Origin of the sequence: Cupriavidus sp. CuC1, from assembly GCF_044627735.1 — a bacterium.
Lineage (GTDB): Bacteria > Pseudomonadota > Gammaproteobacteria > Burkholderiales > Burkholderiaceae > Cupriavidus > Cupriavidus ulmosensis.
Genome location: NZ_JBIUHC010000057.1, coordinates 1 through 26,233 on the forward strand (window position 1 = coordinate 1; position 26,233 = coordinate 26,233).

Consider the following 26,233-nt stretch of genomic DNA (forward strand, 5'->3'; position numbering starts at 1 on the left):
TGTGTCCACTAAAAATAGTGGACACATCCTGCACCGTTTCAGCCTTGTACTCTATGTGCGCTAAATTTCGCGCTTACATCGAAACAACATGATAGTCGCGCCCCGGTGTCGCAGAAGTGCCCGTGTGGGACATAGTTGGGAAAGCAATCGGATATGAAAGAAAGACCGCCTGCCCCAAGGTCGAGAGAGCACGGAGGTAACATGGGCAGGCGGGTGCAAAAGTTTGCCGCTGCTTACGCAGCGCCCGACATGGGAAGCAACGAGTTCAGGTCAAGCAGTTACTTAGCGAATCGCTGTCGGTCGATTGCATGTCGAAGCCAGCACCGAACGTGTCGAGCACCTTGAGCTTTGCGGTGTCCACATGTGAATCGGGCGTGCCAGTTCGCGTGCCGTCGCTGAACGGATCAAAGGCTCCCCACTTCGCCGCACTGCCATTGGCGTCCAACTTGACATGGACGTCCACCCAAGGCCGTCCCTTTTCGCCCTTGCTTCCAGCGGGCGCAACCGTTGTGAAGCTCGAGGCCACCAGCACCGCGACGGCGAACCCACTCAGAATTTCCGACTTGGTAATCATTTTTCGCTCCTTGAGGCAAATACCATCTGAATAAAACACCGAGAATTCTTGTAAGGCATCTCAAAACGCCACTCAAAACGTGTGACGGATTCCAAGCCCTACCCCGAGCATGGACGTCTCGCCTGCACCGAGGGCGTAGCTATTCCCTGTCCCCAGACTGTTGGCATAATTTACGGCACTATTATCAAGATTGAGTCCCGCTTTCTTTGCGAAAGAAGTTACGACGTAGGCACTTGTACGCTTGGAGAATGAATAATTCGCGATTGCCGTTACTTGCCATGGATTGCCCATTTGCGATTCACCCACTCTTCGGTGAATCTTGTCGTACGCGTACTCCAAAGTGAAATCCACACTCGGTGTCAACTTGTAGTTTGCGCCGATCCAATAGAAATCGTCTCGCAGGATTTCAATTCCGGCCCCATCTCTATTCTTTCCCCAGCGGTACCCGGCCATTAGCTTTGCTGGCCCCGCAGCATAGCTTCCGGAAACCGCGAGTTTTTTGAAACCTCCCGTCCCGTTCACCATGCTCGGATTGAATTCGTCAAAGGCTAGCGCGGCTCCAAAACTTCCGCCAAAATAATTCACTCCAACGCCATACGCAGAGTCTCTGTGAAATTGCCCCGGAACCTCTCCGGTTCCTGTGAGCGGGATTGTGCTTGGCGCGGTGGCGGGTAACGTAAGACCTGTTCCAAATGACCAATGGGCACCGATAGTGAAGGGACCGAAAGCACCGCTATATTTCGCCGTGTTGTCTTCTCGATAGGCCGGCCCGAGAAGAAGTACGGTTGGTGAGTACTGCGTTGCGTAGATCGTTGGTGAAAAATTCGCAATGGAATCGAACAGCGATGTGTATTGACGCCCGAATGTGAATTTTCCAAGTGAGCTGCTTTGCAATCCAACGAACGCCTGGCGGCCAAAAAGTCGACCCTGCATCTGGGTGCCGTTATCGAGACTCACACCGCTTTCAAGGACAAAAATGGATTGCAGACCGACGCCAATATCCTCTGTGCCACGAATCCCCCAGCGCGACCCGGACAGGCCACCAGAATCCATTCGATAGACGTTTTTTCCGGGCCCACTATTGAACCCATTGCTTGCCAATGGCACCGTACCGACGTGATTTGCGTATTCCATGCTCATATCTGCAACGCCATACAGAATAACGTTAGACTGAGCCCAGGTCATGCCAGAAAATATGCCCAAGGAGCCCAGAAGAATTGGATTTGCCTTCATATTTTGTCTCCTCACTACGATTTTTATGACCTCTCGCACAGCAGCACGCCTTGGGTGGAGGCCATGCACCCAATGTCCCGTCTAGAAGTCGATTTAATGCAAGTGGATTGAAATCAAGGGCCATCCGGCGGAAACATGCCCTCGCAATTCAATATGACTTGGACGCCAGTTGTCCGGCGGGCTGCACGGTCTCGTGTCGTTCACGCTGCGCATCGGCCGCGCTGCCGGGCCGGATCCTGAACCAGATCGAGTACATGGCCGGCAGGAACACCAGAGTCAAGATCGTCCCGGCAAACGTCCCGCCGATGAGCGTGTAGGCGAGCGCGCCCCAGAACACCGAATGGGTCAGCGGAATGAAGGCCAGGATGGCGGCCAACGCGGTAAGGATCACCGGCCGCGCACGCTGGACCGTGGCCTCCACAACGGCCCTGAACGGATCCAACCCTTCGTCTTTGTTGTGCTGAATCTGCCCGATCAGGATCAGCGTGTTGCGCATCAAGATGCCCGACAACGCAATCAGGCCAACCAGCGCGTTGATGCCGAACGGTTGCCCGAACAGAATCAGCGTTGGCACCACGCCAATCAGGCCGAGGGGGCTGGTCAGGAACACCATGACCATCGCCGGAATGGACCGCACCTGGAAGATGAGAATCAGCAGGGTGACTGCCAGCATGATCGGGAACAGCGGCAGCATGGCCTTCGTCGCCTTGCCCGATTCTTCAATGGAACCCGCTTGTTCAATGCGGTATCCGTTGGGCAGTTTCTCGATGATTGGCTGAAGCTGCGCGCTGATGGCTGTCGAAACGTCGGGCGGTTGCAGGCCATCGGCGATATCGCCTCGCACCGTGATCGTCGGCATGCGATCGCGCCGCCGAATGATGGGCTCTTCCATGCGCACATCGATCTTGCCCACCTGCGAGAGCGGAATGCGTTGCCCGTTGGCGCCTGCCAGCGTGAAGTCGCCGATCTTGGTCGGATCCAGTCGGATGTCGCCGGCCGAGCGGGCGGTCACCTGCACCGTGCGGATGTCCTCGCGCACCGCCGTCACCGGAATGCCGTTGAGTAGGAATTGCAGTTGTTGCGCGACGGCGCTGGAGGTCAGCCCCACGGCCTGCAAGCGGTCCTGCTGCAAGGTGAAGTGCAGCGTCGGTACGCGCATCCCCCAATCGGTATTGACCGTGCGCATCATCGGGCTGGCGTCCATGACTTGCCGAACATCGGCCGCGATGCGGCGCAACGTCTCCGCATCGGGGCCGGTCACGCGATAGGCAACCGGGAACGGAGAGTACGGACCGAACACGAGCTGCGTGACCCGTACGCGCGCCTCGGGGGCGAGGCCGTCGGCAATCGCCTGGCGCAGGCGCTGCTTCAACGCGTCACGCTCTTCCTGGCTGTCGGTGCGGATCACGATCTTGGCGAACGACGGATCCGGTAGTTCCGGCCCCATCGCCAGATAGAAGCGCGGCGCACCCTGGCCAACGTAAGCCGTCACAATCCTGGCTTCCTTCTGTTTGGCGAGCCAAGCTTCCAGCTTTACGGTGGCCGCGCTGGTCTGGTTGATCGATGTTCCATAGGGCATCTGCACCTCGACCAGCACTTCAGGCCGATCCGAAATTGGGAAGAACTGCTTCTTGACCACCGCCATACCGAGGATGGCCAAGGCAAAGAGCCCGACGACCGAACCCGCGACCAGCCATTTGCGCGCAATCACACGCCCGAGCAGCGCACGGAAGCGGTTGTAACGCAGGGTGTCGTAAATCGCATCGTGGCCGCCTTCGACCTTCTTGAAGTCGGGCAGCATCTTCACGCCTAGGTAAGGCGTGAACACCACTGCGACCACCCAGGACGTGATCAGCGCAATGCCGACGATCCAGAACATGTTGCTGGTGTATTCGCCCGCGGTGGATCGCGCAAAACCATTGGGCATGAAGCCGACGGCGGTCACCAGCGTGCCCGACAGCATGGGCGCCGCAGTGTGGCTCCATGCATAGGCCGAAGCGGCGACGCGGCTGTAGCCTTCTTCCATCTTCACCACCATCATTTCGATGGCGATGATGGCGTCGTCCACCAGCAAGCCGAGCGCCAGAATCAAAGATCCAAGTGTGATGCGGTCGAAGTTCTTGCCTGTCGCAGCCATCACCACAAAGACGACCGCCAGTGTCAACGGCACGGCCGCGGCCACCACCAGGCCCGCGCGCCAACCCATGCTGACGAAGCTCACCAGCATGACCACCAGCAGTGCGGCGAAGAACTTGAGCATGAACTCATCGACGGCAGCGGCGATGTTGACTGCCTGGTCGGTCACCTTGGTCAAGCTCATGCCGAGCGGCATGTCAGCGTTGATGGCGCCCACCTCCTTGTCGAGCGCCTTGCCCAGGTCCAGCCCGTTCCAGCCTTCGCGCATGACGATGCCCAGCAGCAAGGCAGGCTGGCCACCATTGCGCACCATGAACGTGGCGGGGTCTTCATAGCCACGCTTGACCGTGGCAATGTCCGACAGCTTCAACGTGCGGCCTTGCGATACAACCGGCGTGTCGCGAATCTTCTGCAGCTCGTCGAACGCGCCGTCCAGACGGATGAATACCTGCGGCCCTTTCGTTTCCACCGAGCCGGCTGCCGTCAGGGCATTCTGGCTGTTGAGCGCGGCAAACACCTCTTGCGGACTCACGCCCAGCGTCGCCAGCCGGTCATGGGAAAACTCGACGTAGATGCGCTCCGACTGCTCGCCGGTGATGTTGACCTTCTTCACGCCGGGCACGTGCAGCAAGCGCTGGCGCAGCGTCTCCGCATCGCGCACAAGGGCACGTTGCGGCTCACCCTGCGCCTTCAGCGCAAACAGCGCAAAGGTCACGTCCGCATATTCGTCATTGACCATCGGCCCGATCACGCCGGGCGGCAGGTTGGCCACCTCGTCGCTGACCTTCTTGCGCGCTTGATAGAACTCCTCCTGGACTTCCGACGGCGGCGTGCTGTCGAGCAGGGTCAACGTGGTGAACGCCAGGCCCGGCCGCGTGTACGTTTCCGTACGGTCGTACCAGCGCAGCTCCTGCATGCGCTTTTCGAGCTTCTCGGCCACCTGATCCTGCATTTCCTGCGCGGTGGCCCCCGGCCACGCGGTGATGATCGTCATCACCTTGACCGTAAACGCCGGGTCTTCCGCGCGGCCCAGCTTGAAGAAGGAAATGAGCCCCGCCAGAGAGATCAAGCAGATGAGGAACAAAGTCACGGCGCGCTCGCGCACCGCGAGCGCCGACAGGTTGAAGCGGCCTTGGCTCACAGACGCACCCCCGCGATGGCAGTGCTGGCGCCCTGACCCGCCACGCGGACTTGCTGGCCCTCACGCAGCAGTTGTGCGCCAAGCGCGACGATCCGGTCCCCTTGCTTGACCTGGCCCGCGACCCGGGCACCTTCATCGCCCAGGCGCACGATGGTGACGGACCGCCACGACACCTTGGCGGGATCTCCCTGGATGACCCACACGCCCGAACCCTTGCCTGCATCGAACAGGGCACCCAGCGGCACCTGGAGATCGCCTCGGGCGGTGGTGAGCCCATCCGGAATCTGGATCGTCACGGTAGCGCCCAGCGGCGCATTGGCCAGTTCCCCATCCAGCACATAGCGCGCTTCGAAGGTGCGGGTAAGCCGATCGGCAGCATCCGACAGTTGCCGCAGTGTCGCCGGCACGCTGGTGCCGTCTTTTCCGAACATTGTGGCTTGTGCGACAGAGCCGATCGCCGGCCGCAACGTTTCCGGCAACTGAACGACCGCCTCGCGGCGGCCTGCGTGGGCCAGACGCACAACAGCCTGCCCCGCGTTGACGACCTGGCCGGGCTCGGCCAGCGTTTCCATGACTACGCCGTCGCCATCAGCGATCAGCTCTGCGTAGCGGCTGGCGTTGCCCGCAACATCGGCCTGCGCTTCCGCCGCGCTCAACTGGGCTTTGGCCGCGTCCGCCGCAGCCTTCGCCTGGTCATAGGCCGACGCGGAAATTGCGCCCGTTCCGCGCAGATCGCGGTAGCGGGCTTCGTCCTCCGCCGTCTGTTGCGCACGCGCTCGCGCGGCGCTCACGGCTTCTCGCTGTGCATGTGCGGCGAGCTTCAGATCGACCGGGTCGACGCGCATGAGCGGCTGCCCGCGCTTGACGGTTTGCCCCGCATCGACAAGGCGTTCCAGCACCTTGCCGGGCACACGGAAGCCGAGGTCGCTCTGCACCCGGGCAGCGACGACCCCCGTGAATGAACGCGATGCGGAAGCGGCTGGCTGGACGACCGTGGCACGCACCAACGGTGCCTCGGTGCGCGGGTCTGCAGGGGCCTTTTCGCCGCAAGCGCTCAGCGCGAGCGGAAACGCAAGAACAACGGTAGAGGTAATAAAGCGACGCGAAAGCATGAAAGCCCCATCGACAAGATGATCTGGGCTTTCATTCTGGTTCTCGTGACCACTTTAGTCAATGGTCACAATCAAAAAATCTGCACGTCAGGGGGAAAGACTCCGAAGCACGAGGCTGGAGAGCAGCCCGGGCGCACTTTCCGTGTAGTCAAAGCTGAACTGCAAAAGCAACGGATTCATGTACGGGCGCATGACCAGGTAGATGGCCGTCGTGGCCTCGTCCAACGGCGTCTTGCGCTCGAAGTCTCCGGTCTCCCGGCCCTCCTGTAGCACATCGCGCAGCAACCTCTGGATGCGGTCCTCATAGGCGATCACCGCTTGCCAGCGTTCAGTCGCTGCCGAGGCCGCGATCTCGTACAGCTTGCGGTCGTGGGAAAACAACCGAAGGCTGGCCTCAGTCAAGGCTTTGAACATGCGCCGGAGCTTCTCCGGCGGGGAGTCGGCGTCGGCCAGGGCGGCATTCACGTCGGCCTCGATGTCGCGCAGGCAGTTGGCGCAGATCATCTCGCCAATGGCCTGCTTGGACTCGAAGAACTTGTAGATGTAGGCCTTGGAAAAACCGATGGCCTTGGCCAGATCGGAAACGGCGGTCTTCTCGTAGCCGTAGCGGCTGAAGTGCTCGGTGGCGGCGGCAACGATCCGGTCTCGCACGTCATGGTCCGCCGGGCCACGGGCGGAAACGGGGTAGGGGGTGGTCTTCATAGGCTCCAGCTTACGCGAGTCGCGATAGTTGAACAACGTGTGACCATGTTGTACTATAGTCACCAAAACCCGATGGAAGACATCCATGTTGCCAAAACACTCCCTTATGGCCCTCTTCGCTGCCAGCCTGGCGACCGGTTGTGCCGTCGGCCCCGATTATGTGAAGCCCGATGTGCCGGTTCCCCGACAATTCCAGGGCCAGACAGCAGTGGAGCAGCGGACAGCCAATGCCGAAGCCGATCTGCCTGCGTGGTGGGCTGGCTTTGGCGATCCGCAACTTACGCGGTACGTGCAGCTCGCGCTGGAACAAAACCTGGACCTTGCACAGGCCTTCGCCCGCGTCACGCAAGCCAGTGCGGGGCTTGGCGCTGCCAATGCCGCGTTGCTGCCCTCCGGCAATGTCACGGGCCAGGCCGCGCGTGCGTACCAGTCCGTCGAAACCCCTTTGGGCCGCGTCTTGAGTTCGCGGCCCGGCTTCGACCGCTACGGCAACGCTTTTGAGGCCGATGTCAGCGCAAGCTGGGAGTTGGACGTATTCGGCGGCCTGCGCCGTGGCCGCGAAGGGGCACTTGCCGACTACCAGGCCTCCCAGGCGGGCGCAGTCGCCACACGGCTGGCCGTGGCCGCACAGACTGCCGACATCTACATCACCATCCGCGGCTTACAGACGCGCTTGAAAGTGGCCCGCCACCAGGTACAGACGCAAGAAGAATTGCTCTCCACCATCAACCTGCTGTACGGCAAGGGACTGGCGGCCGAGCTTCAAGTCCGGCAGGCCGAAGGCGCACTCGCTCAGGTTCGCGCTTCCATCCCACAGCTTGAGGCTGGCCTCGATGCGGCGATGAACGCGCTGGATGTGATGCTCGGCACGCTGCCGGGCACGCACCGGGCGGAGCTTGCGCAAGGCGGCGACATCCCGGCCGCTCCGCAAATTGCGATCAGCGGCTCGCCCGGCGAATTGCTGAGGCGCCGCCCTGACCTCATCCTTGCCGAGCGTCGCCTAGCGGCTTCCAACGCGCGCATCGGTGTCGCCATTGCGGAGTACTACCCGAAGTTCTCGCTCAGCGGCCTGCTGGGCAGCGCCACATCGGTGGGCGCCGGCAGTCTGTTCGGCAGCGGTGCCAGTCAATTCGCCGGCGTGCTCGGCCTGCGCTGGCGCCTGTTCGACTTCGGCCGTATCAACGCACAAATCGATCAGGCCAAGGGGCAAGAGGCGGAGATGCTCGCCGCGTACCGGCTCGCCGTGCTGCGCGCCACGGAAGATGTGGAAGACGCCTTCTCGGCTCTGGTCAAGCGCGAGGAGCAAGCGGCCGTGCTCACGCAAGGCGTGGATTCGCTTGGCCGCGCGCGAAGTGCATCGTTTGCTGCGTATCAAAAAGGCGTCGTCAGCTTGATTGAAGTCCTGCAAGCCGACGAAAGCCTGTTACGTACATCAGACGCGCGCGCGCAGGCGCAAACCGAATCAGCGCGCGCTGCCGTCGCGGCATTCAAGGCGCTGGGCGGTGGGTGGCAGCCCGACGAATCGACCGCCATTGCTAGCAAATAGTCACTCCGCGACTGAGGCTGCGCATTCAGCACGGCTCATCGCTCAAACCTTTACCGCAGCACCGACCCACTCATACCGAAAGAAGCTGCCATGTCGAGTTCCAAAGTTGTCGTCGTTACAGGCGTGTCCTCGGGCATCGGCCGTGCCACCGCCGCGAAGTTTGCGCTGCGGGGCTGCCGGGTATTCGGCACCGTCCGCAACCTCGCAAAAGCGCGGCCGCTACCGGGCGTTGAGCTGGTCGAGATGGATATCCGCGATGAAGCCTCGGTTCAGCGGGGGATCCAGGCCATCATCGCGCAGGCCAAGCGCATCGATGTGCTCGTCAACAGTGCCGGCGTGACGCTGCTCGGCGCGACCGAAGAGACGTCGATTGCCGAAGCACAGGCGCTGTTCGACACCAACGTGTTTGGCATCTTGCGTACCACACGAGCCGTATTGCCGCACATGCGTGCGCAACGTTCGGGAAGAATCGTCAACATCAGCTCCGTGCTCGGCTTTCTGCCGGCGCCGTACATGGGTCTCTATTCGGCATCCAAACACGCTGTGGAGGGGATGTCCGAGACGTTGGACCACGAGGTGCGCAAGTTCGGCATCCGTGTGGTGCTTGTCGAGCCCTCATTTACCAAGACCAGCCTGGATACCAACGCCCCCCACGCGGCTTCCAAGGTATCTGCCTACGACAACGAGCGCAGCGTCGTTTCGCAGGCGATTCAAAGAAGTGTCCAAAAAGCACCGGACCCCGATGGCGTCGCGAGCACGGTCGTCGATGCCGCTCTCGGCGCGTGGAAGATGCGCCGTACCCCCAAAGGCGAGGCCTCCCTTCTGAGCAAGCTGCGCCGCTTCATGCCGGCAGGACCGGTCGGTGCGACTCTGCGCAAGACGTTCGGACTCTCCTGAAGCACGTTACCGGAAACAGATCAGGCACACATCATCGGAAGAGCCCTATGACAAATCCAGACAGCTCAGCAACCGGAGGCACTGCCACGATTGCTCCGGCGTTGCCGAATGCACATCTCAACACCGCATCACCTTGGCCGGTGTTCTGGGTCGCCAGCGTGGCGGTGTTCCTTGTCTCGATGGCCGGCACGATGCTGTTCGCCGCCTTCAGTGCCTTACGTGCAGGGTTTCCTCAAGCCACTGCGGCAGATCTCTCCTGAGTGCTCAATGCCTACACTGTCGCCTACGCTGCAACGCTCATTCCGTCTGGCGGGTTGGCAGATAAGCATGGGCGCAAGAAGGTGTTTCTGGCCTGCGTAGGGCTATTTCTGGCGGCGTCGGCTGCGTGTGGCTGTCAACGTAGGGTGGCTCGTTGCAGCACGCGTGCTTCAAGCCATCGGCGCTGCGTTGCTGACGCCCGCATCGCTCTCGCTCGTGCTGGCGGCGTTTCCAATCAGCAAGCGCGCGGTGGCGATCAGTCTATGGGGAGCGGTTGGTGCTCTGGCTGCTGCGGTGGGGCCGAGCCTTGGGGCGTTCGTGATCGCATCGATCGGCTGGCAGTGGGCCTTCTATCTGAACGTGCCCTTAGGCCTGGCTGCCATGTGGCGCGGTGCGCCATTGCTCACCGAGACAAAACAGCACACCACCAACCGCCCGCTTGATCTGTTCGGAATGGGCCTACTGATCGTCGGGACGGGCGCTTTGGCGCTGTCCATTGTGCAATCGGAATCGCCTAGCTGGCCGTGTCACCAACTGCTCGGTATTGCCGACATCGGGCTCTTGAGCATCATCGGTTTTGTGGCCTGGGCTCACGTTGCGACCGCACCGCTGGTGGACTTGGGGTTGTTTTGCAACCCGACTTACCGTTATGTCAATCTCGCAACGTTGAGTTTCGGCATCGCGTTTTTGATGATGTTCTTCGCCTTCTTTTTTCGGTTCGTCAGAAAAATGTGTGGGTTGACGGAGGCTCAGGAAGATTGCCAAGTGCATGATATAGCGCGATTTCCGTCGCCCTGAAGGTTCGGAATCCGTACGATTTTCTCATGGTGACTTTGGCCTTGTTGTTCAGACCCTCGATGATGCCGCTGGAGAACTGCTTGCGCGCATGGAAGTAGTTGAGGATCAGCTCACGGTGGGCACGCACGGTGCGGGCGAACTTCTTCATTGGCTCGATGCGCGAGCGCATCACCTGAGTACACCACTGGTCGAGGAATTTTCCGGCCCAGACCGGTGAGATGTAATCCCAGAGCTGCTGGAATTCCTCTTTGAGCAGCCAGGCCCGCACGGTGCGCAGGTTGTACTGCAACAAGTCACGCATGCGCAGTCGCTGTCTGTCGGTCAGGTTTTCCGGACGTTTGAGCAGGCACCAGCGGGACTTCTTGAGCACCGGCTCGTATCCATCGCGGACCATGCGGCGTGATTCGTCAGCGCGGACCTCATCGATGGCCTTATTCATCTTCGCAACGATGTGAAAGCGGTCCAGGATATTCAGCGCATTGGGGCAATGCAGCGCTATCATCTCAAGGTAGGGCTTCCACATGTCCGAGCAGACGAACTCAACCTTCTCACAAAGCTGTTTTCCGATCATGGCGAAGAACTTCGCGAAGCTTTCTTTCGTGCGCTCCTGCCCAACCCATAGCAGACGGGTGCAGCCAGCCTCGATCTGGTAGACCAGTGTGAGGTACTTGTGTCCACGACCATACTGGATTTCGTCGACGCCAAAGGCACGGATCGTACCGAGTTTGCGATGGCACAGCCCCCAGTCGACCACCCACTCCACTGCGTTGAAGACTTTCTCCCAACTGGTGCGGAAGCTTTGTGCCGTCTCCTTCCACGACAGCTTGCGTGCCCACTGCGCCAGGAACAGCATGTATGCCCGCGTGAGCGTGTGCTTGCCATTGGCCCACGGCAGGGCTTCGACCTTGACGCCACAGTCACGACAATCGACGCGCCGCATGGTATAGAGCAGGAACACGGCAAAACCCCAGACCGGAATAAACTCGAACCTGCGCTGTGCGAGCGTGTCGTAACCCCGCGCAGGCTGGCTACAGCATGAGCAGATCGGCTTGGAGCCCTTGCGCGGCCGTACGTCGATCTCGATGGACTGGGTTGCCTCGCACAGCCGCGCACCTTCATAAACGAACCCGGGAATATGATGACAGGCGTTGAGCAGGCGGGTCAGCAACATGGTTAGCAGGGTCAGAAGCGACAAGGGCAAAGCCGCTATTGTCGCCCCGGATCTCGATGCACTGGCGCGCTACGTCCCGGACCTTAAGGACTGGCCCGCTTCATGGCGCTTCGACAACGAGGACATCCCGCCTGGCCAGGCGATCGTAGAAGTGTTCACGCCTTTCCTGCAACGCCTGCTCGCACAGGGATATGCGCGCAAGACGTTGTACCGCCACCGCGATAACCTCTGGATACTCGGTGGCCATCTCATTGAAGTCCGTTACGAAGACAAGCATGCAGCCGCGATGGATGCCAATGCGCTCGTTCTCAGCCAGATCCATGAATACGGTGGTCCCTTGATAACTCGGCATCTTAGTGAAGATGCCCAGAGCTCTTTCGACGCGACCTGCAAGAAGCTCTATCGCTTCCTTTGTCCCTCGTAAATCGCCTCAAACTACCCACAGATTCCCCCGACGAGCCCTTTTTTCTACATGAAGTCGATCTGGCACTACTCGCTGCCATTGGCGGGGCTTGCCATCACCCCTGGGCCGCCGCTGGTGATTCCAGTGGCCACCCTCTCAGGCCGAATCGCCAGTCGGCATGGCCATCGCCCACTGTTGGTGGTGGGTAGCGTGCTCTACGCGAGCAGTGCTGTGTGGTTCTTGCTGGTGCCCGGCATTACACCTGCCTATCTGACGCAGTGGCTACCGGGCATGGTGCTCAGCGGTGTGGGTGCAGGCATGGTGAGAAGTAGCGCCTCACCGTCGATCCCTACGCGGAGCCCATCAACCACCTTGGCTATTCCGACCTGTGGGGGATGAGCAAGGACGGAAAGGTGTACCGGCCAGACATGCCGGACTGGTTAAAGAGAAAGTAAGAGTAGGCCCGCCCGGTTCGGCGTGCGGGCTTTTGTCTTCCTGTGCTGCGTGCACACCTTGGTATTCCCCCTTCGGTAGTATTGATGCACGTGCGCTGCTCTCCTAGTTTGGCTATGCGCCATTTGGCGAATCGCCAGGAGAGGGGAATGAACCGAGACGAGATTTTGAAGGACTACTATGCGGAGCTGGGGGGGAGTCACCTTAGCGTCCTTGGCCAAGGCGGGAACTTTGCGGCGGGAGGTGTTCGCCGGCGCAGCCTAGCCCACGAGCGCAGCTTTGCTGCCGTTATTGACGACAAGGAGTCAAGTGCGACGGTGGGAGCATCCTTGTTCCGTCAGGTCTATCAGGTCCTGCAGAAGCAGTTCTGCGGATCGGACACTGAACTCCAGAAAATTGCTGGCGAAGGCGGGCTGACAGTAGATGGTGCCACGAAGTTCATCGCTGGACTCGTGCCCAAGGCTCTAGGCGCGCGTTGGGAATGGGCAGCGAACCCGATTGCAGGAATTGCCGCCATGCTGTTTTTCGATCTCGCAGCACCGGCAATCTGTAAGCGATGCAATCTGCTGGCCGGCTACCACTTCCGCTACCGCAAGATGGGCGCGGTGGCCTACCGGCACGTGGCCGACAACTACATCGCGGTGTTCCGGCATTTCATTCCGCCCGGTGTATGGGAAGCCATCTACGTGATCGAGCGTCTGCTCAAGGCCGGCTTGAGCGTCGAGGCCGATACTGTGCACGCCGACACCCAGGGCCAGTCGGCGGCAGTATTCGCCTTCACGCATCTGCTGGGCATCAACCTGATGCCGCGCATCCGCAACTGGCAGGATCTGAAGCTTTACCGTGCCGATACCAACACCAAATACAAGCACATCGACCGGCTGTTCTCGGACACCGTGGACTGGGACCTGATCGCCTTCCACTGGCAGGACCTGATGCAGGTAGCGCTATCGATCCAGGCCGGAACAATCTCCTCGCCGCTCCTGCTGCGCCGGTTCGGCTCGGAAAGCCGCCGCAATCGCCTGTTTCTGGCGGCGCAGGAACTCGGCAAGGTCGTGCGCACGGCGTTCCTGCTCGAATGGATTGGCAGCCGCGAACTACGCCAGGAGATCACCGCCACCACCAACAAGATCGAGTCCTACAATGGCTTTGCCAAATGGTTCGCGTTCGGCGGTGACGTGCTGGCCGAAAACGACCCCGACGAACAGCAGAAGCGCCTGCGCTACAACGACCTGATCGCCTCGGCCGTGATTCTGCAGAACACGGCGGACATGATGCAGGCCCTGCGCGCGATGGTGAAGGAAGGGATCAAGATCGACGTGGCCGACATCGGCTTCCTGAGTCCCTACCTGACCAGCAACATCAAGCGCTTCGGCGACTATAAACTCAACCTGGAGCGGGTGCCGGAAGCCTGGATTCGCGATAGCCTCTTCGCCGCTCCCGCCCATTCCGTCCGCAAGCCTCGCCATGCCTGACACCGATACCCCTTACGGCAGGGTCGACGCCGAGGCGTTGCAAGCGCTTCGAGACAGGTTCGACACGACCACCATCCTGCGCGTGGTGGACCAACTCGATGCGATCCGCGCGCGTTGCTGTGAGCCAGCCGGGCTGCGCGACGATCTGCTGCGCTTGCACGGCATGGCACATACTCAGATCAACGGCGCCGCATTGTCGTATCCAACCACTGGTCCGACCATCGTGGACCAAGCCGAGGCCATCACAGAAGAACTGGACGACTGGATCGTGCTGCTCAAGCGCGCGGTGCAAGCGCTGTGTCCACTAGAGCCGCTGCGCCCCCGCGACGATGTCTAACTCGGCCAGGTCGCTTGCCCGTCGAGACGGCGCATGTAGCCGGCTGCGACAAAGCGGCAGAACAGAAGCCGGAACGAGCCGGAGCGGCGTAGCCGCGTGCACTACGCCCTTTGGCACACTTTTCCCGATTGCAGCGATGCGATCAGCGGGCAGGATACGTTGCCCTGGCGGGCATGGCAGGCGCACACCAGCTCGGACAGCACGGTCTCCATGCGTCGCAGGTCGGCCAGCTTTGCGCGCACGTCGTTGAGCTTGCGCTCGGCCAGGCTGCTGGCTTCCTCGCAATGGGTGTCGTCCTCCAAGCGAAGCAGTTCGACGCGCCTCATCCTTCGGGGTCGGGCGTGCCCGATGGACAACTGTTAAGTCATTGATTTTTCGAAAAACGCAGTCCGGCGAATTCCGATTCCTCAAAACAGGCCGCCAGCTTGTGCCAAAGCTGCCGTCAGCCGCCCCTGCAGCGCCCGGGCGTCTAGCGGAGGACCGGCGGCACGACGCCATGTCATGGCACTTCCAAGCAAGTGGTGGCGCCCTGTTGCAATCACCGGCGGCGAAGTTCCGAGAGACTGAGGCCTCAGCAGCCCTATCTTCACGGAGACACAACATGCCCATCATTGTTTGCGAATGCAAGGTCGGAATCGAAGCTGGCGTCAAAGCCAGGATCGCCAGCGAGTTCACGAGCGCGATCAGGGAGATCATCCTTTCGCCGCTCGACTTGATTAGCGTCGTATTCCATGAAGCCACGCCCGACAACCTCTACCGTTCGGGAGAGCCCACTTCCGAAACGCTGATCTTCTGCCACATACGTGATGGGCGCAGCGACGGCGCCATACTATCGCTGGCCAAAAAAGTGAGCTCGATCTGGAGCGCGTGCACCGGGGCAACGGAAGACGAAGTCGAGGTTCTCGTCACACTGTATCCCGCCAAATACGTCGTGCGCGGCGGTGAACGCCTGCCCGAAGCCCCTCGCGTGTGAGGTGCGGCCATCGTGCATCTGCATGCCGGCGACTCAGAACCTGCCAGCCGGACCGCACTACCGAGCGATTCGAGCCGATCCCGCAGCGGTCCGGGCGCGCTCCAACTGAGTCGTGAATCTACCGCCCGGCGGTTCGCCAGCCATGAGGCTCGAAGAGCGCTTGCGCCGTGCCATTAGATTCAACCAGCGCGCGCCACGCTCGGACTACCCGGGGCGAGGTATCGGCCCCGCCGCATCCCGAACCTCGTACCGAAGATAGGAGAAGACAAGTCAATGAAGTCAACCCGCCCTAAGCTGGCAACAGCGAATGCAAGCCGCCTGATGCGGATTTCCTGATTCAGATATGAGCAAAGTCATCATCACATGTGCTGTCACCGGTGCGATTCATACGCCCTCAATGTCACGGTATCTACCGGTCACACCGGAAGAAATTACTGAAGCCTCGGTCGGCGCGGCCGAAGCGGGCGCCGCGATCATTCACCTTCATGCACGCGATCCTGTCACGGGCAAGCCGGACCAGAGCCCCGATGCATTTGGCCGATTCTTGCCGCAAATCAAGGCACGCACCGATGCAGTGTTAAATATCACAAGTGGCGGCTCGCCCTACATGACGATCGAGGAGCGCATTCAGCCGTCAATGCGCTTTGCGCCCGAGTTGGCTTCACTCAATATGGGCTCCATGAACTTCGCGCTGTTCCCAATGCTGGCGCGTTTCAAGGAATTTAAGCATGCCTGGGAGCGCGAAGCGCTCGAAGCCAGTCGTGACCTGATTTTCCGAAACACCTTTAAGGATATTGAATACGCCCTAGCGCAATGTGCCGCCAATGACACGCGCTTCGAATTCGAGTGCTATGACGTGAGCCACCTCTACAACTTGGCGCACTTCGTCGAGCGCGGTCTGGTCAAGGCGCCGTTCTTTGTTCAGACCGTGTTCGGCATCCTGGGAGGTATCGGCACGCATCCTGACGACGTGTTGCACATGAAGCGGACGGCCGACCGGCTGTTCGGCAATGACTATCACTGGTCGGTGCTGGGGGCAGGCAAAGATCAGCTTCGCCTTGCAGGAATGTCTGCCAGTATGGCCGGCAATGTGCGCGTCGGATTGGAAGACAGCCTGTGGCTTGGACGGGGCACGCTGGCCGAGAGCAATGCCGCACAGGTGCGGCAGGCGCGCCAGATTATCGAGGGGCTTGGACTCGAAATCGCCAGCCCGAACGAAGCCCGGGAAATCTTGCAATTGAAGGGCATTGGGAACGTCAAGTTCTGAGAGAAGGAACAGGGGCGGCGTTTTTTGCCAAGCAAATCGCGTTGCGAGGTCCATGGGGCTGAGCGCCGAGATCAGGCGCGCCGGTGCGGCCGACGCTGCAATCGGCCAGCAGTGCCTTTCACCGAGATGTGGCGACGCCGTCGGCTAGACCTAAATCGCCGACCTACTGTGCTTGATGCCGGGCCCCTCGCGGGCCCGTTGTCTTGGCTCATCGCATCGCTATTGCTTCAGACCAGCACGAGTCGAGCCAAGGTGCACGATGCGCGGGGGCAAAGCGAACGCGGTTGACGTCCATGCGTCAGCGACCCTCCCCATAAGGGGTATTCACCAGCGACTGATTCGCTTGCGAGGTCAATCGGCCGCGCGCACAATGAGGCTGGACGCAAGGTCGAAGTGGAGGTAAGCAATGCATGGTCACCTTGACTCACAAGCTGAATACCGCGAGGTTGGGGGCGAACTCATATCCGGCACCATTGTTGACTCGCGCACCACCCATGTTGAAGTCCTCGCGCGTCGGGCGACCGGGCCCATCTCTTGGCGTTTTCGTCAGCCGCGGCTCGCGCTGTTCTGGTTTCGTAACGGCCTCAAAGAGTTGCATCTGCAACTCGACGGCCGCCGCATCCACTCGGGAATAACACAAGGAACAAACCTTGCGCTGTTCCCGGCCTCGATTTCAGTCGAAGGCGAGTTCGACGTAGCCCCGTGCTTCGACTACACGGTGGTCTTCCTTGACCCGGCCATTGCCTCCGAAGCCGGCTGCCACTTCAATCGGCCGTTGATTGCCTTTGGCAACGAAGATCTGCAACGTGGCCTTTCGGTCCTATGCCGTGAGGCGCGCAATGCAGACAGCCTTTATGGGTTGTTCGCCGAAGGCTGGGCAATGCAAGCACTCGCCCTCCTGGCGCGGGTCGACGGCAGCCAGAGAGCCGCCATTCGGCCGTGCGGTGGCCTCCCACCTAGCAGCTTGCGGCGCGTTATCGACTACATCGAGGCCGACTTGTCACGGCCGTTCACAATCAAGGGCTTGGCGCAAGTTGCCGGTGTCAGTCCCCGACATTTCATGCGGGCTTTTCGCGAAAGTGCCGGGCAGACGCCATTGCGCTTTGTGTACGGTTTGCGTCTCGAGCGGGCCAAAGAGTTCCTCTTGGATCCTCGTCGCACCGCAACTGAAGTCGCCCTGGATTGCGGCTTCAGCCACGCTCAGCACTTCAGCACCGCATTTAAGAAGGCGACCGGCGTCACGCCGTCCGATTTCCGCAGGGCTGCGACGCGCTAATGCGTTAAGCGGCCCCGGGGTGCCGTAGTGGCGTTGGTCATCGTGATTTCCTTCAAGGACAAAGTTCGGTGGATCGCACATCAAACTAATCCAGACTTCACGATGGCCACCCAGAACGAAATGGCCGCTGCGCGGCAAGCCGCTTCGGGCTACGCCCTACGCGCTTTGCCGCGCAGCGAGTGGCACAAGACTACCCCACTTCCTGGGACACCAACCGATGGAGAGCTCACGCTCGAAATACGTCTAGGTTGTCGGTCAACCATTCCGTTAACGAACGTGGGGCCTTTCCGGTCAGTTCCTCGACCGTCGAGGTCGTTTCGGCGATCACAGACTCGCGGAACATTTGGTCGAGTCCAACCAAAAGATCGGCTACGAGCGGAGCAAGTCCGGCGCAGAGCAGAGCCTCTCTCTGCCCGGCAGGCGAACGTTCGACGTAAGTAACCGGATGTCCAAGTAGGTGGGCCAACTCCTCTGCCACCTGGTTCATGGTCCACGCACGTGGACCAGACAGGTGGTACGCACGTTGCGACGCCGGCTCGATTTCCTCGAGCAATGCAATGCGGGCCACTTCAGCAACGTCGCGGGTATCGATGAAGTTCACACGCCCGTTACCCGCTGCGCCGGCCCAGGAACCGGCAACGATGTGTGGCCCCAGACGCTTGAGCACATGGCTGAAAGTGCTAGGGCGCAAGACGGTAGATGCGATCGGCTGCTGCGCCAAATGCGCTTCGATCTGCATGTGCCAAGCGATGGGAAGAAGTCGGGTCGCGGGACCAAGGGCGGACAGTTTGACGATGTGCCGAACGCCTGATGCAACTGCTGCATCGATCAACGCGATTTCGTTGGCGACCTGTTCGAGGGAGGTGCCGTGCGCGATGAAGAGCCAGTCGATGCCGCGTAGGGTCTCCTCAAGCGTGTCCGCGCGTTTGAAGTCGACCTTGAATGGGATCACCCCTTCGGGCAGTCGCGCTGTGCTGGGTTGGCGCGTTAGCGCGACCAGGTCGATTGGGTCAGCGGCAAGCAACGCCGTCAATGTAGCCCCAACGCGTCCTGTTGCCCCCGCGATGGCGATCCGCGGTTTCTTGATCTTAGCCTTGGAGGGGTTGATCATGGTTAGTACCTCTAAGATGTATCATGGAACGAACGATTCACACATCATGGAACGATGGTTCCAACTTGTCAAAGGGTATTTGAATGAGCGGTAAGCCGCAATACGACGAAGGTGCCGTCATTGATGCAGCCCTGGATGCCTTCTGGCGTCACGGATACGCGGCTACATCGATCAACGTGTTGACGGAAGCGACCGGGCTATCGCGTTCAAGCCTTTACCAACGTTTTAAGGACAAAGATGGCCTGTTCCAGATGGCACTTGCAGCTTATACGGATCGGGTGCTACGGAGGATGAAGTCATACGAGGGCGGCAGTGCCCGTGCGCGGCTCGAGGCGCTGCTGCGGGGGCTGCTGCCGATGGGGTCCCGTCGCCCCCTTGGTTGCCTGCTCGCACGAAGTTGTGCCGAGCTAGTCGATCTGCCGGCAGCAGGGCAGGAGGCGGCGCTCTCGGGGATGAGTCAGCAGCGCGATCTGCTCGAAGGTCTGCTTCGGGAAGCAATTGCAGATGGCGAACTGCCAACTGATGCAGATGTCGCTGCGCTGGCTTGGTATTTTCTCGGCGTGATGCAAACGATCTTGAATTTGCCGCAGGCGGGTGCTAGCAGGGGCGAATTGGACCGCATGATCGCCGTTGTGATGTTGGCGTGGCCGGCGGCCGGTGTCGCACAAACGAGATCTTGAGCCTATACGGGCTCGATGGCCTCAATGTGACCGCGACTTCCATCATCATGGCGCCAACGAGGCGCAGGATGGATGCGTAGTTGGGGAAGATGCCCACCACGTTCGTGCGCCTACTCGGAATCCACGTGCCGCTTCGCATAGGAGCCGCAGTGCATTTGCGTTCTGGGACAACAGGTGCATGTTGCATAACCCGATTGACGACTACCACGGATTCCGTCGCGTCATGCACCGAATCACGCTGGCGGGAACGAGCCCAGTTCGGGCGGCCGAGTCTAGTGATAGTTTTCGCGCGAGATCAGGATCTGCTCGATAAAAGGGCCTTGCTGCATCAGGATCAATCGGTTTCTACCGATCCACTGTTGCGCGCTCCAGGCTATCGCTACGGTACTGTGCAGGTCTTTGACATGGTCCAGACGCATGCAGGTGTCCTGGCGCGCGGTGGACGTGAGGGGGATGCGCATGTCAGGCTCTGCGATGTCTCCTTTGTGCGGGACTTCGACGGCAACTGGCTTGAAATTTCGCAGCGAAAATCCTTGGTGGGGACTTTGGGCTGAAGAGAAATTCAGTGCGTGAGTTCGTTGTCGCGGATTGACAGATCGGAGACGGCGCTTTCGGGTTGGAGTATTCGTACTTCCCGGGAAGAACCTAGCGCCATGAGCACCTGGTGGTATGGTTCAAATTTTCGGTGGCAGATTCCACACTCAATCCGGCTCTGGCAGCAATGCTAACCCGAGGCACTTTCGTTCCGATGCGCCGTGTATATCCAGAATTGGAACTCGGCATTGTCATATTTTCCCATGCTGCGCTTGGTTGTAGAGCCCAACTTCTTCGGTGCCCGGCATGCAGCAAACTCTGTATGGCGGCAGCGCATTCTGCTGCGGCTGCCGCCAAACAGACCATAGCGAAAGTGGACGCGTTAGCCGAAATCAAGCTCCATGATCGGACCGGAGCCGGCGGCGATCGCCGCTGCCAGAGATTGTATTTCGGGTAGCAGCTTCTTGAAATAGAAGCGCGCCGTCGCGATTTTCGATGCATAGATCGGGTCGGCAGAGGCGGCGTTGACGAGCCCGATCGCAGCCATACGTGCCCACATCCATGCTAGACCGACATGACCGGCAAGCCGAAGATATGATGCAGCAACGCTTCCCAAGACGTGAGGATCCGCCTTGGCTTGCATCGATACTTCGTGCGTCGCATTCCGCAACACATCGGTCGCGCTCAAAAGCGGGGCGGTGAATTCCCGCAGGACTGGATTATCGGCATTCGCGTTGATGAACTCGGTGACGATTGCAAGGAACATCTCCAGCCGTGTGCCCTGGTCGAGGAGAACTTTGCGTCCAAGGAAGTCCATGGCTTGAATGCCGTTGGCACCTTCGTAGAGCGGGATGATACGTGCGTCACGAAGATGCTGTTCGACCTGGTTATCCACGATATAGCCATGTCCACCAAGGACTTGCATTGCCAAGCTGGTACATTCGACGGCGAGGTCGCTGCTGAATGCTTTAACGATCGGTGTAACCAGCGCAGAGAGTTCTGCCGCCTGATGCCGAATCCCGGAGTCATCGCCGAAGTGCTGGGTGTCGGCCAGCTGGCATGCCCACTGCGCGAATGCTCGTGTTCCTTCGATATATGCTTTCTGAGTCAGCAGCATACGGCGCACATCAGCATGCTCGATAATCGGATCCGCCGGGCTGTTACGGGCCGATGCTGTTGGGGACCTTCCTTGTGTGCGGTCCTTTGCATAGCCCAGTGCCTTCTGGTACGCCGCCTCCATCAGTCCGATTGCATTGACCCCGACAAGGAGCCGCGCGTGGTTCATCATAACGAACATAGCCGCGAGCCCCTTGTCTGGCTCGCCCACCAGATAACCCGTTGCACCATCGAAGTTCATCGTGCAGGTGGCGTTCGCATGGATGCCCATCTTGTGCTCCAGGGAGCCACAAGTGACTGCGTTGCGTTCGGCCAGATCTCCTTCAGGCGACACCAGGAACTTTGGAACAAGGAAGAGGGAGATACCCTTGACGCCGGGGGGCGAGTCCGGTAACCGGGCGAGTACCAAATGGACGATATTGTCCGTGAAGTCGTGTTCGCCTCCCGAAATGAAGATCTTCGTACCGGTTATGCCGAAGGTGCCATCGGCATTCGGTACAGCACGGGTGCGCAAAAGTCCGAGGTCGGTGCCGCAATGCGGCTCGGTCAAACACATGGTTCCCGCCCATTCGCCGGAAGCTAGCTTCGGCAGGTAGAGCGCCCTCTGCGCGTCCGAGCCATTTGCCGCCAGGCATGTGTAAGCCGCCTGCGACATACCAGGATAAGCCGCCCAGGCCATGTTAGCGCCAGCGAATATCTCCATGACAGCTGCATTGACCGCGTTCGGCAGTCCCTGACCACCATGCTCCGATTGACATGCCAGTGCGGTCCAGCCCGCCTCAGAAAATCGCTTGTACGCGTTCTTGAATCCCTCAGGCGTCGTCACCACACCTGACGAAGGCATGGTGCAGCCTTGGAGGTCTCCAATGCCGTTCAGGGGCGCCAGAATCTCTGTAGCGAACTGACCTGCGGCTTCGATTACCTGGTTGATCGTGTCGGGATCGGCAATTTCGGCAGTTGCGGAGCCGGTGGACACGTCGAGCAGCTCATGCAGCACGAACTGAAGATCGCGGAGCGGGGCGTGATAGTAGTTCATAAGGTCCGGGTGTGCTGGCAGCCGCATGGCAGGCCAGAGAGAAATCGAGAAGGGCTGAGCGGGGCGCTATGCATTGCTTTGCTCGGCAACCAAGCGCGAACGCAAGTCTCTACGCAGGATCTTGCCCACCGTTGATTTGGGCAGGGCATCGACAAACGTAATGTGTCGTGGCACTTTATAGGCGGCAAGATGGGAGCGACAGTGTGCCTCCACTTGTTCCGTGGTGAGCGCCATATTGCATGGCACGATGAAGAGGTGCGGGGCCTCGCCAGAACGGTCGTCAGGCACGCCGATACAGGCGGCCTCGAGGACATCGGGCATCATAGCGACGACGGCCTCGATCTCATTCGGATAAACGTTGAAGCCTGAGACGAGAATCATGTCCTTCTTGCGGTCGACCATTGTCATGAATCCCAATTCGTCCATGACCACAATGTCGCCCGTCCTGAACCAGCCACCATCAAGGAACGCTTTCCGTGTTTCGTCCTCCTGATTCCAATAGCCGCTGAAGAGTTGTGGTCCCTTGATCAGAAGTTCGCCGGCAACACCGAGTGGGACGTCGTGCCCACTTTCATCTACTAGGCGAACGTCGGTCGAAGGCACAGGAATGCCGATCGACCCACTTCGCCCAGGAGGATTGAAGGTGGCGCTCGGTGAGGTCTCTGTAAGACCATAGGCTTCGGTAACAGGGGGAGCACCGGCCGCGAGCCATCGCTTTGCGATAGCGTCCTGGATTGACGCCCCGGCACCAATCACCAAACGGGTAGCGCTGAAGTCTACGGAAATGAGTTCCGGTGTGTTCACCAAGCTGTTGAACAAGGTGTTGACCCCGACAAGCAACTGAAACGGCCGCCGCTTCAATTCAGCAAGCACAGAACCAGCCTCACGCGGATTGGGAACCAAGCGATTCTCACAACCGAGCGATAGCGCCAGTAGTGCAGTTGCAAGCGGGAAGATATGATACAGAGGCAGCGGTGTCACCATCGATGCCTCCGAGCCTGCTAACGGTGGTCCAACCCAAGTCAAAATTTGCGCCAAACTCGCGCAAACTGACTTGTGCGTGAGGACTGCCCCCTTGGAAACACCCGTCGTGCCACCGGTGTATTGCAGAATGGCGATGTCCTGAGCGGTCTGTGCAACCGGGGAAAGACTGCCTCTGCTTCCCTGCAGAATCGCGTGGGCTAAAGGTTGGCACGTGCGACCACCGGTCGTGCCGGCTTGTTGAGCAGCGCCAGCGTCTTTTGCGAGTGCCACGAGTTGACCGACAATGGGTTTCATTCCAACAACCGGTGCCGTCAGCACCTGAACAATGCTGGTTTCCTCCAGCACTTGCTGCAGCGACGGCTGCAGTTGGTCGGCGACGATAATGCAGGTGGCGCCAGAATCCTGTAGCTGATGCCTCAATTCACGCGGTGTATACAGTGGGTTGACTGGAACCGCCACCATCCCTGCTTGAAATACCGCTGCCAAGCCTATCAGGAAAGCGGGGCAACTTGGCAGCATCAACGCTACACGGTCCCCCTTTTTCAATCCCGACTGCTGCAGAAAAGTCGCAAGCGCTTCAGACAGAATGCCGAGCTCTGCGTAACTAAGTGATTCCTCCAGGCAGGTTACCGCAGGACGCGTGGCGAACGAGGCGACCGCGCCTGCAATCATGGACCCCAGTGTCGCTGTCGCGTCCACATCAATCTCAAGCGGTATCCCGGGCGGATAGGAGCTATGCCAGCGTCTGGCTTCCATATTGATGTCTCTCAGTTGTTATACCCTGGTTAGACCCCAGGGTTGTTTCGCTCTGTTGCCATCTGCCCCACGGCTTTCCGAATGAAATCGACTCCGTGTGGTGAGAAGCATCGTGACGAACGCGCAGCTCACTGGTAGGCCTACCGACCGAATTCTCGTGCCGGGGACTGGCGCAAACAGATGGCGCGTGGCTCTTTAGTTAACGATCGTTTTGCAAACATGCTAGGTTACACACTGAGTGATGTCAACAAGTATTCGCGGTTGGTGATTTGACCTGCGCATGCCGTTTGGTGCCCACGGCATAGGAGCGGGACGCGAGCTGGGCGCCTTCGTGTCCCGAGGATGGCACTCAGTCGAGCCGAGAAGAGACAGCGCTTAGACGGGCTTCGACGGCCGATGTACAGGACGGCATCCGCGGCACCCAGCCCTGGCGAGCGCAGGCCGGTATCTTGGGAATTGGCAGTCCGTTGCGCCGCAGCATCAACCCGAGGCAGAACTTTCCTGAACGATCGTCATGCTATAATTCGTGCCATGTCCTGAATTCGAAGTGAGCCGAAAATGCGCTACTCAAGCACGCACAAGCAGGAGACGCGGGAGAAACTCCTTAACAGTAGTCAAGCGATTGCAAAAAAGGGGGGATTCGATTCAACGGGAGTCGATGCCCTGATGGGTGCCATCGGGCTCACGGGGGGCGCCTTCTATAGTCATTTTGGCTCTAAAGCGGAACTGTTCGCGGAGGTCATCCAGCGGGAGTTGACCAACAGCGCTGAAATGCTCGCAGGCGAGGATGAGACGGCCGAAGATCATTTCGTGAAACGCATCAGAAGCTATCTCAGCAGTTCTCATGCGCTGCATCCGGAATCAGGGTGCGTCCTGCCGACCTTGGGACCTGAAATCGCGAGGTCTGGGCCAGCAGTCCGCGCCTCAGTGGAGGAAAGCGCGAAAAAGCTGCAGAGCAGTTGGAGGCAGCGTTTGGACGATCCGGATGCGGCTTGGGCGTTGATTGCGCAGTGCGTGGGTGCCATTTTGCTGGCCCGGGTGGTTGAAACCGACCGGACCAGGCAGCAGATTCTCGCTTCCAGCCGTCGCTTTCTCGGGCGGTCTATTGAACGGCTCGAACCCCTCAGCAAGACCTAAGCGGTGCCGATGTAGCACCCACCTCCTCCGGGCGCAGTTCTGCGCCCTTGTGAGTTCTTCTCGATGCGCGCAGATATGTGCGTGCATGCCGCGGTACCGCGCTTTCATTGCGACGGCTTCAACTGCCGAACCGGGCCGCACCGCACGTGCTGTCGATGCTTCCGCTTCGGGCCCCGGCGCGCGAAGCCATACAGCCAAGTGCCGTCGCGGCTTTTCTTCTTTCATCCTTACCATCCTCGCCACCTCGCGTGCCGCGCACAGCGTGCTCCTGAGCTTTTTCGTTGTAGGTGCGTTAGGGTAAGTCGCCCTTGACTCCTGCACGGGGGTGAAGTACTCTTTCGTTACTAAACGATCGTTTGTTAATAAAGGAGACGGTGATGGATGTCAGAGAGCAGAGGGTCGCGCTCGTGATCGGAGCGGGGGACTCCACGGGTGGTGCAATCGCCAAGCGTTTCGCCGCGGAGGGCATGGTCGCTTGTGTGACGCGTCGTACAGCGGACAAGCTCCAACCGCTGGTTGACTCCATTCACGATGCCGGCGGAATCGCCTACGCGTTTGGCACGGACGCGCGCAAGGAGGAGGAGGTGGTCGCCCTCATCGACAAGATTGAGTCCGAGATCGGCCCAATTGACGTTCTCGTATTTAACATTGGCGCCAATGTGCCTTCTTCCATCCTTGAGGAGACAGCGCGAAAGTACTTCAAGATCTGGGAGATGGCCTGCTTTGCAGGATTTCTGAACGCAAGGGAAGTTGCCAAGCGCATGGTACAGCGTCAACGCGGCACGATTCTCTTTACCGGCGCTACTGCGGGTCTGCGAGGCAAGGAAAACTATGCCGCGTTTGCGGGTGCCAAGCATGCGCTTCGCGCGCTTGCGCAAAGCATGGCCCGCGAACTCGGCTCGAAGAACATCCATGTGGCCCATATTGTGGTGGACGGCGCGATCGACACTGACTTTATCCGCACCAATTTTCCGGATCGTTATGCATTGAAAGACCAGGATGGCATCCTGAATCCGGAGCATATCGCGCAGAACTACTGGTACCTTCATTCGCAACCACGCGACGCCTGGACCTTTGAACTCGACCTGCGTCCCTGGACTGAGACCTGGTAATCAAAACGTCTGACC

General features: G+C 59.9%; 20 protein-coding genes and 4 pseudogenes. 12 read left to right on the plus strand and 12 right to left on the minus strand.

All coding sequences use genetic code 11. From position 1 onward, the window contains the following. Positions 1 to 265 precede the first annotated feature (265 nt). The 5 genes from ACGLHR_RS23515 to ACGLHR_RS23535 all read right to left on the minus strand — a co-directional run bounded on the left by ACGLHR_RS23515 (position 266) and on the right by ACGLHR_RS23535 (position 6,898). On the minus strand, positions 266 to 574 hold the full coding sequence (locus ACGLHR_RS23515) for a hypothetical protein (RefSeq protein WP_400096589.1): 309 nt from the start codon (positions 572 to 574) through the stop codon (positions 266 to 268). A 72-nt stretch (positions 575 to 646) separates the two neighbouring features. Further along, the gene (locus tag ACGLHR_RS23520) at positions 647 to 1,807 is read right to left on the minus strand and encodes a porin (protein ID WP_400096590.1); all 1,161 of its coding nucleotides are present in this window, start codon (positions 1,805 to 1,807) and stop codon (positions 647 to 649) included. A gap of 148 nt (positions 1,808 to 1,955) precedes the next feature. Next, positions 1,956 to 5,084, minus strand: coding sequence for an efflux RND transporter permease subunit (locus ACGLHR_RS23525; RefSeq protein WP_400096591.1), 3,129 nt, complete (start codon positions 5,082 to 5,084; stop codon positions 1,956 to 1,958). Next, positions 5,081 to 6,196: an efflux RND transporter periplasmic adaptor subunit gene (locus ACGLHR_RS23530; RefSeq protein WP_400096592.1), complete on the minus strand. Its 1,116-nt coding sequence runs from the start codon at positions 6,194 to 6,196 to the stop codon at positions 5,081 to 5,083. Before ACGLHR_RS23530 ends, ACGLHR_RS23525 begins: the two co-directional genes overlap by 4 nt. Before the next feature lie 87 nt (positions 6,197 to 6,283). Continuing rightward, complete coding sequence (locus ACGLHR_RS23535) at positions 6,284 to 6,898, minus strand: TetR/AcrR family transcriptional regulator (RefSeq protein ID WP_400096629.1); 615 nt, start codon at positions 6,896 to 6,898, stop codon at positions 6,284 to 6,286. Between the two features lie 85 nt (positions 6,899 to 6,983). On the opposite strand from ACGLHR_RS23535, the gene ACGLHR_RS23540 reads away from it, so the two are divergent. The 3 genes and pseudogenes from ACGLHR_RS23540 to ACGLHR_RS23550 form a co-directional block, all read left to right on the plus strand. Continuing rightward, the gene (locus ACGLHR_RS23540; protein ID WP_400096593.1) at positions 6,984 to 8,444 is read left to right on the plus strand and encodes an efflux transporter outer membrane subunit; all 1,461 of its coding nucleotides are present in this window, start codon (positions 6,984 to 6,986) and stop codon (positions 8,442 to 8,444) included. A 90-nt stretch (positions 8,445 to 8,534) separates the two neighbouring features. Beyond that, complete coding sequence (locus ACGLHR_RS23545; protein WP_400096594.1) at positions 8,535 to 9,341, plus strand: oxidoreductase; 807 nt, start codon at positions 8,535 to 8,537, stop codon at positions 9,339 to 9,341. Positions 9,342 to 9,388: 47 nt separating this feature from the next. After that, positions 9,389 to 10,313: pseudogene (locus tag ACGLHR_RS23550) on the plus strand (MFS transporter); the annotation flags it as partial. Positions 10,314 to 10,320: 7 nt separating this feature from the next. On the opposite strand, the gene ACGLHR_RS23555 reads toward ACGLHR_RS23550, so the two are convergent. Next, the gene (locus tag ACGLHR_RS23555; RefSeq protein ID WP_400096595.1) at positions 10,321 to 11,568 is read right to left on the minus strand and encodes an ISL3 family transposase; all 1,248 of its coding nucleotides are present in this window, start codon (positions 11,566 to 11,568) and stop codon (positions 10,321 to 10,323) included. Between ACGLHR_RS23555 and ACGLHR_RS23560 the strand changes: the two genes are divergently transcribed. From ACGLHR_RS23560 to tnpC, 3 genes and pseudogenes are all read left to right on the plus strand, one after another. Then, a complete protein-coding gene (locus ACGLHR_RS23560; RefSeq protein ID WP_400096596.1) occupies positions 11,567 to 11,992 on the plus strand; it encodes a hypothetical protein in 426 nt (141 codons plus the stop codon). The two genes, ACGLHR_RS23555 and ACGLHR_RS23560, sit on opposite strands and share 2 nt — an antisense overlap. Positions 11,993 to 12,984: 992 nt before the next feature. Further along, positions 12,985 to 13,899, plus strand: a pseudogene (locus ACGLHR_RS23565) (Tn3 family transposase); the annotation flags it as partial. Continuing rightward, positions 13,892 to 14,236 carry a Tn3 family transposase post-transcriptional regulator TnpC gene (gene tnpC / locus ACGLHR_RS23570; RefSeq protein WP_400096597.1) on the plus strand — a complete coding sequence of 115 codons (345 nt, stop codon included), beginning with the start codon at positions 13,892 to 13,894 and terminating at the stop codon, positions 14,234 to 14,236. The pseudogene ACGLHR_RS23565 and the gene tnpC, both read left to right, overlap by 8 nt. Before the next feature lie 101 nt (positions 14,237 to 14,337). On the opposite strand, the pseudogene ACGLHR_RS23575 reads toward tnpC, so the two are convergent. Next, positions 14,338 to 14,550 (minus strand): annotated as a pseudogene (locus ACGLHR_RS23575) (MerR family transcriptional regulator); the annotation flags it as partial. A 287-nt stretch (positions 14,551 to 14,837) separates the two neighbouring features. Here ACGLHR_RS23575 and ACGLHR_RS23580 point away from each other — a divergent pair. The 3 genes from ACGLHR_RS23580 to ACGLHR_RS23590 all read left to right on the plus strand — a co-directional run bounded on the left by ACGLHR_RS23580 (position 14,838) and on the right by ACGLHR_RS23590 (position 17,752). Beyond that, complete coding sequence (locus ACGLHR_RS23580) at positions 14,838 to 15,209, plus strand: hypothetical protein (protein ID WP_267602035.1); 372 nt, start codon at positions 14,838 to 14,840, stop codon at positions 15,207 to 15,209. Positions 15,210 to 15,552: 343 nt separating this feature from the next. Next, complete coding sequence (locus ACGLHR_RS23585) at positions 15,553 to 16,476, plus strand: 3-keto-5-aminohexanoate cleavage protein (RefSeq protein ID WP_400096598.1); 924 nt, start codon at positions 15,553 to 15,555, stop codon at positions 16,474 to 16,476. 406 nt (positions 16,477 to 16,882) lie between these two features. Then, positions 16,883 to 17,752: an AraC family transcriptional regulator gene (locus ACGLHR_RS23590; RefSeq protein ID WP_267602034.1), complete on the plus strand. Its 870-nt coding sequence runs from the start codon at positions 16,883 to 16,885 to the stop codon at positions 17,750 to 17,752. Positions 17,753 to 17,978: 226 nt separating this feature from the next. Here the strand turns inward: ACGLHR_RS23590 and ACGLHR_RS23595 are convergent, their stop codons facing one another. Continuing rightward, positions 17,979 to 18,863, minus strand: coding sequence for an SDR family oxidoreductase (locus tag ACGLHR_RS23595; protein ID WP_400096599.1), 885 nt, complete (start codon positions 18,861 to 18,863; stop codon positions 17,979 to 17,981). Between the two features lie 83 nt (positions 18,864 to 18,946). Here ACGLHR_RS23595 and ACGLHR_RS23600 point away from each other — a divergent pair, with 83 nt between their 5' ends. Then, positions 18,947 to 19,543, plus strand: coding sequence for a TetR/AcrR family transcriptional regulator (locus ACGLHR_RS23600; RefSeq protein WP_400096600.1), 597 nt, complete (start codon positions 18,947 to 18,949; stop codon positions 19,541 to 19,543). 37 nt (positions 19,544 to 19,580) lie between these two features. Here ACGLHR_RS23600 and ACGLHR_RS23605 read toward each other — a convergent pair. The 4 genes and pseudogenes from ACGLHR_RS23605 to ACGLHR_RS23620 form a co-directional block, all read right to left on the minus strand. Next, a pseudogene (locus ACGLHR_RS23605) lies at positions 19,581 to 19,655 on the minus strand (transposase); the annotation flags it as partial. A 160-nt stretch (positions 19,656 to 19,815) separates the two neighbouring features. Further along, positions 19,816 to 20,004, minus strand: a complete 189-nt coding sequence (locus ACGLHR_RS23610; protein ID WP_267602031.1) for a hypothetical protein — start codon at positions 20,002 to 20,004, stop codon at positions 19,816 to 19,818. Between the two features lie 455 nt (positions 20,005 to 20,459). Beyond that, the gene (locus tag ACGLHR_RS23615; protein WP_400096601.1) at positions 20,460 to 22,229 is read right to left on the minus strand and encodes an acyl-CoA dehydrogenase C-terminal domain-containing protein; all 1,770 of its coding nucleotides are present in this window, start codon (positions 22,227 to 22,229) and stop codon (positions 20,460 to 20,462) included. Positions 22,230 to 22,295: 66 nt separating this feature from the next. Then, on the minus strand, positions 22,296 to 23,969 hold the full coding sequence (locus ACGLHR_RS23620) for an AMP-binding protein (RefSeq protein WP_400096602.1): 1,674 nt from the start codon (positions 23,967 to 23,969) through the stop codon (positions 22,296 to 22,298). 558 nt (positions 23,970 to 24,527) lie between these two features. On the opposite strand from ACGLHR_RS23620, the gene ACGLHR_RS23625 reads away from it, so the two are divergent. Then, positions 24,528 to 25,106 carry a TetR/AcrR family transcriptional regulator gene (locus ACGLHR_RS23625; protein WP_400096603.1) on the plus strand — a complete coding sequence of 193 codons (579 nt, stop codon included), beginning with the start codon at positions 24,528 to 24,530 and terminating at the stop codon, positions 25,104 to 25,106. 377 nt (positions 25,107 to 25,483) lie between these two features. Further along, the gene (locus tag ACGLHR_RS23630; protein ID WP_267602028.1) at positions 25,484 to 26,218 is read left to right on the plus strand and encodes an SDR family oxidoreductase; all 735 of its coding nucleotides are present in this window, start codon (positions 25,484 to 25,486) and stop codon (positions 26,216 to 26,218) included. Positions 26,219 to 26,233: the final 15 nt, after the last annotated feature.

What these genes read in the sequence shown, in the direction of transcription:
- ACGLHR_RS23580 (WP_267602035.1), top strand. Translation starts at nt 14,838, where the DNA reads ATGCCCATCATTGTTTGCGAATGCAAGGTCGGAATCGAAGCTGGCGTC.
- ACGLHR_RS23630 (WP_267602028.1), top strand. Translation starts at nt 25,484, where the DNA reads ATGGATGTCAGAGAGCAGAGGGTCGCGCTCGTGATCGGAGCGGGGGAC.
- ACGLHR_RS23625 (WP_400096603.1), top strand. Translation starts at nt 24,528, where the DNA reads ATGCGCTACTCAAGCACGCACAAGCAGGAGACGCGGGAGAAACTCCTT.
- ACGLHR_RS23530 (WP_400096592.1), bottom strand. Translation starts at nt 6,196, where the DNA reads ATGCTTTCGCGTCGCTTTATTACCTCTACCGTTGTTCTTGCGTTTCCG.
- ACGLHR_RS23590 (WP_267602034.1), top strand. Translation starts at nt 16,883, where the DNA reads ATGCATGGTCACCTTGACTCACAAGCTGAATACCGCGAGGTTGGGGGC.
- ACGLHR_RS23600 (WP_400096600.1), top strand. Translation starts at nt 18,947, where the DNA reads ATGAGCGGTAAGCCGCAATACGACGAAGGTGCCGTCATTGATGCAGCC.
- ACGLHR_RS23585 (WP_400096598.1), top strand. Translation starts at nt 15,553, where the DNA reads ATGAGCAAAGTCATCATCACATGTGCTGTCACCGGTGCGATTCATACG.
- ACGLHR_RS23595 (WP_400096599.1), bottom strand. Translation starts at nt 18,863, where the DNA reads ATGATCAACCCCTCCAAGGCTAAGATCAAGAAACCGCGGATCGCCATC.
- ACGLHR_RS23535 (WP_400096629.1), bottom strand. Translation starts at nt 6,898, where the DNA reads ATGAAGACCACCCCCTACCCCGTTTCCGCCCGTGGCCCGGCGGACCAT.
- ACGLHR_RS23610 (WP_267602031.1), bottom strand. Translation starts at nt 20,004, where the DNA reads ATGCGCATCCCCCTCACGTCCACCGCGCGCCAGGACACCTGCATGCGT.
- ACGLHR_RS23520 (WP_400096590.1), bottom strand. Translation starts at nt 1,807, where the DNA reads ATGAAGGCAAATCCAATTCTTCTGGGCTCCTTGGGCATATTTTCTGGC.
- ACGLHR_RS23540 (WP_400096593.1), top strand. Translation starts at nt 6,984, where the DNA reads ATGTTGCCAAAACACTCCCTTATGGCCCTCTTCGCTGCCAGCCTGGCG.
- ACGLHR_RS23545 (WP_400096594.1), top strand. Translation starts at nt 8,535, where the DNA reads ATGTCGAGTTCCAAAGTTGTCGTCGTTACAGGCGTGTCCTCGGGCATC.
- tnpC (WP_400096597.1), top strand. Translation starts at nt 13,892, where the DNA reads ATGCCTGACACCGATACCCCTTACGGCAGGGTCGACGCCGAGGCGTTG.
- ACGLHR_RS23555 (WP_400096595.1), bottom strand. Translation starts at nt 11,568, where the DNA reads ATGTTGCTGACCCGCCTGCTCAACGCCTGTCATCATATTCCCGGGTTC.
- ACGLHR_RS23615 (WP_400096601.1), bottom strand. Translation starts at nt 22,229, where the DNA reads ATGAACTACTATCACGCCCCGCTCCGCGATCTTCAGTTCGTGCTGCAT.
- ACGLHR_RS23515 (WP_400096589.1), bottom strand. Translation starts at nt 574, where the DNA reads ATGATTACCAAGTCGGAAATTCTGAGTGGGTTCGCCGTCGCGGTGCTG.
- ACGLHR_RS23560 (WP_400096596.1), top strand. Translation starts at nt 11,567, where the DNA reads ATGGTTAGCAGGGTCAGAAGCGACAAGGGCAAAGCCGCTATTGTCGCC.
- ACGLHR_RS23620 (WP_400096602.1), bottom strand. Translation starts at nt 23,969, where the DNA reads ATGGAAGCCAGACGCTGGCATAGCTCCTATCCGCCCGGGATACCGCTT.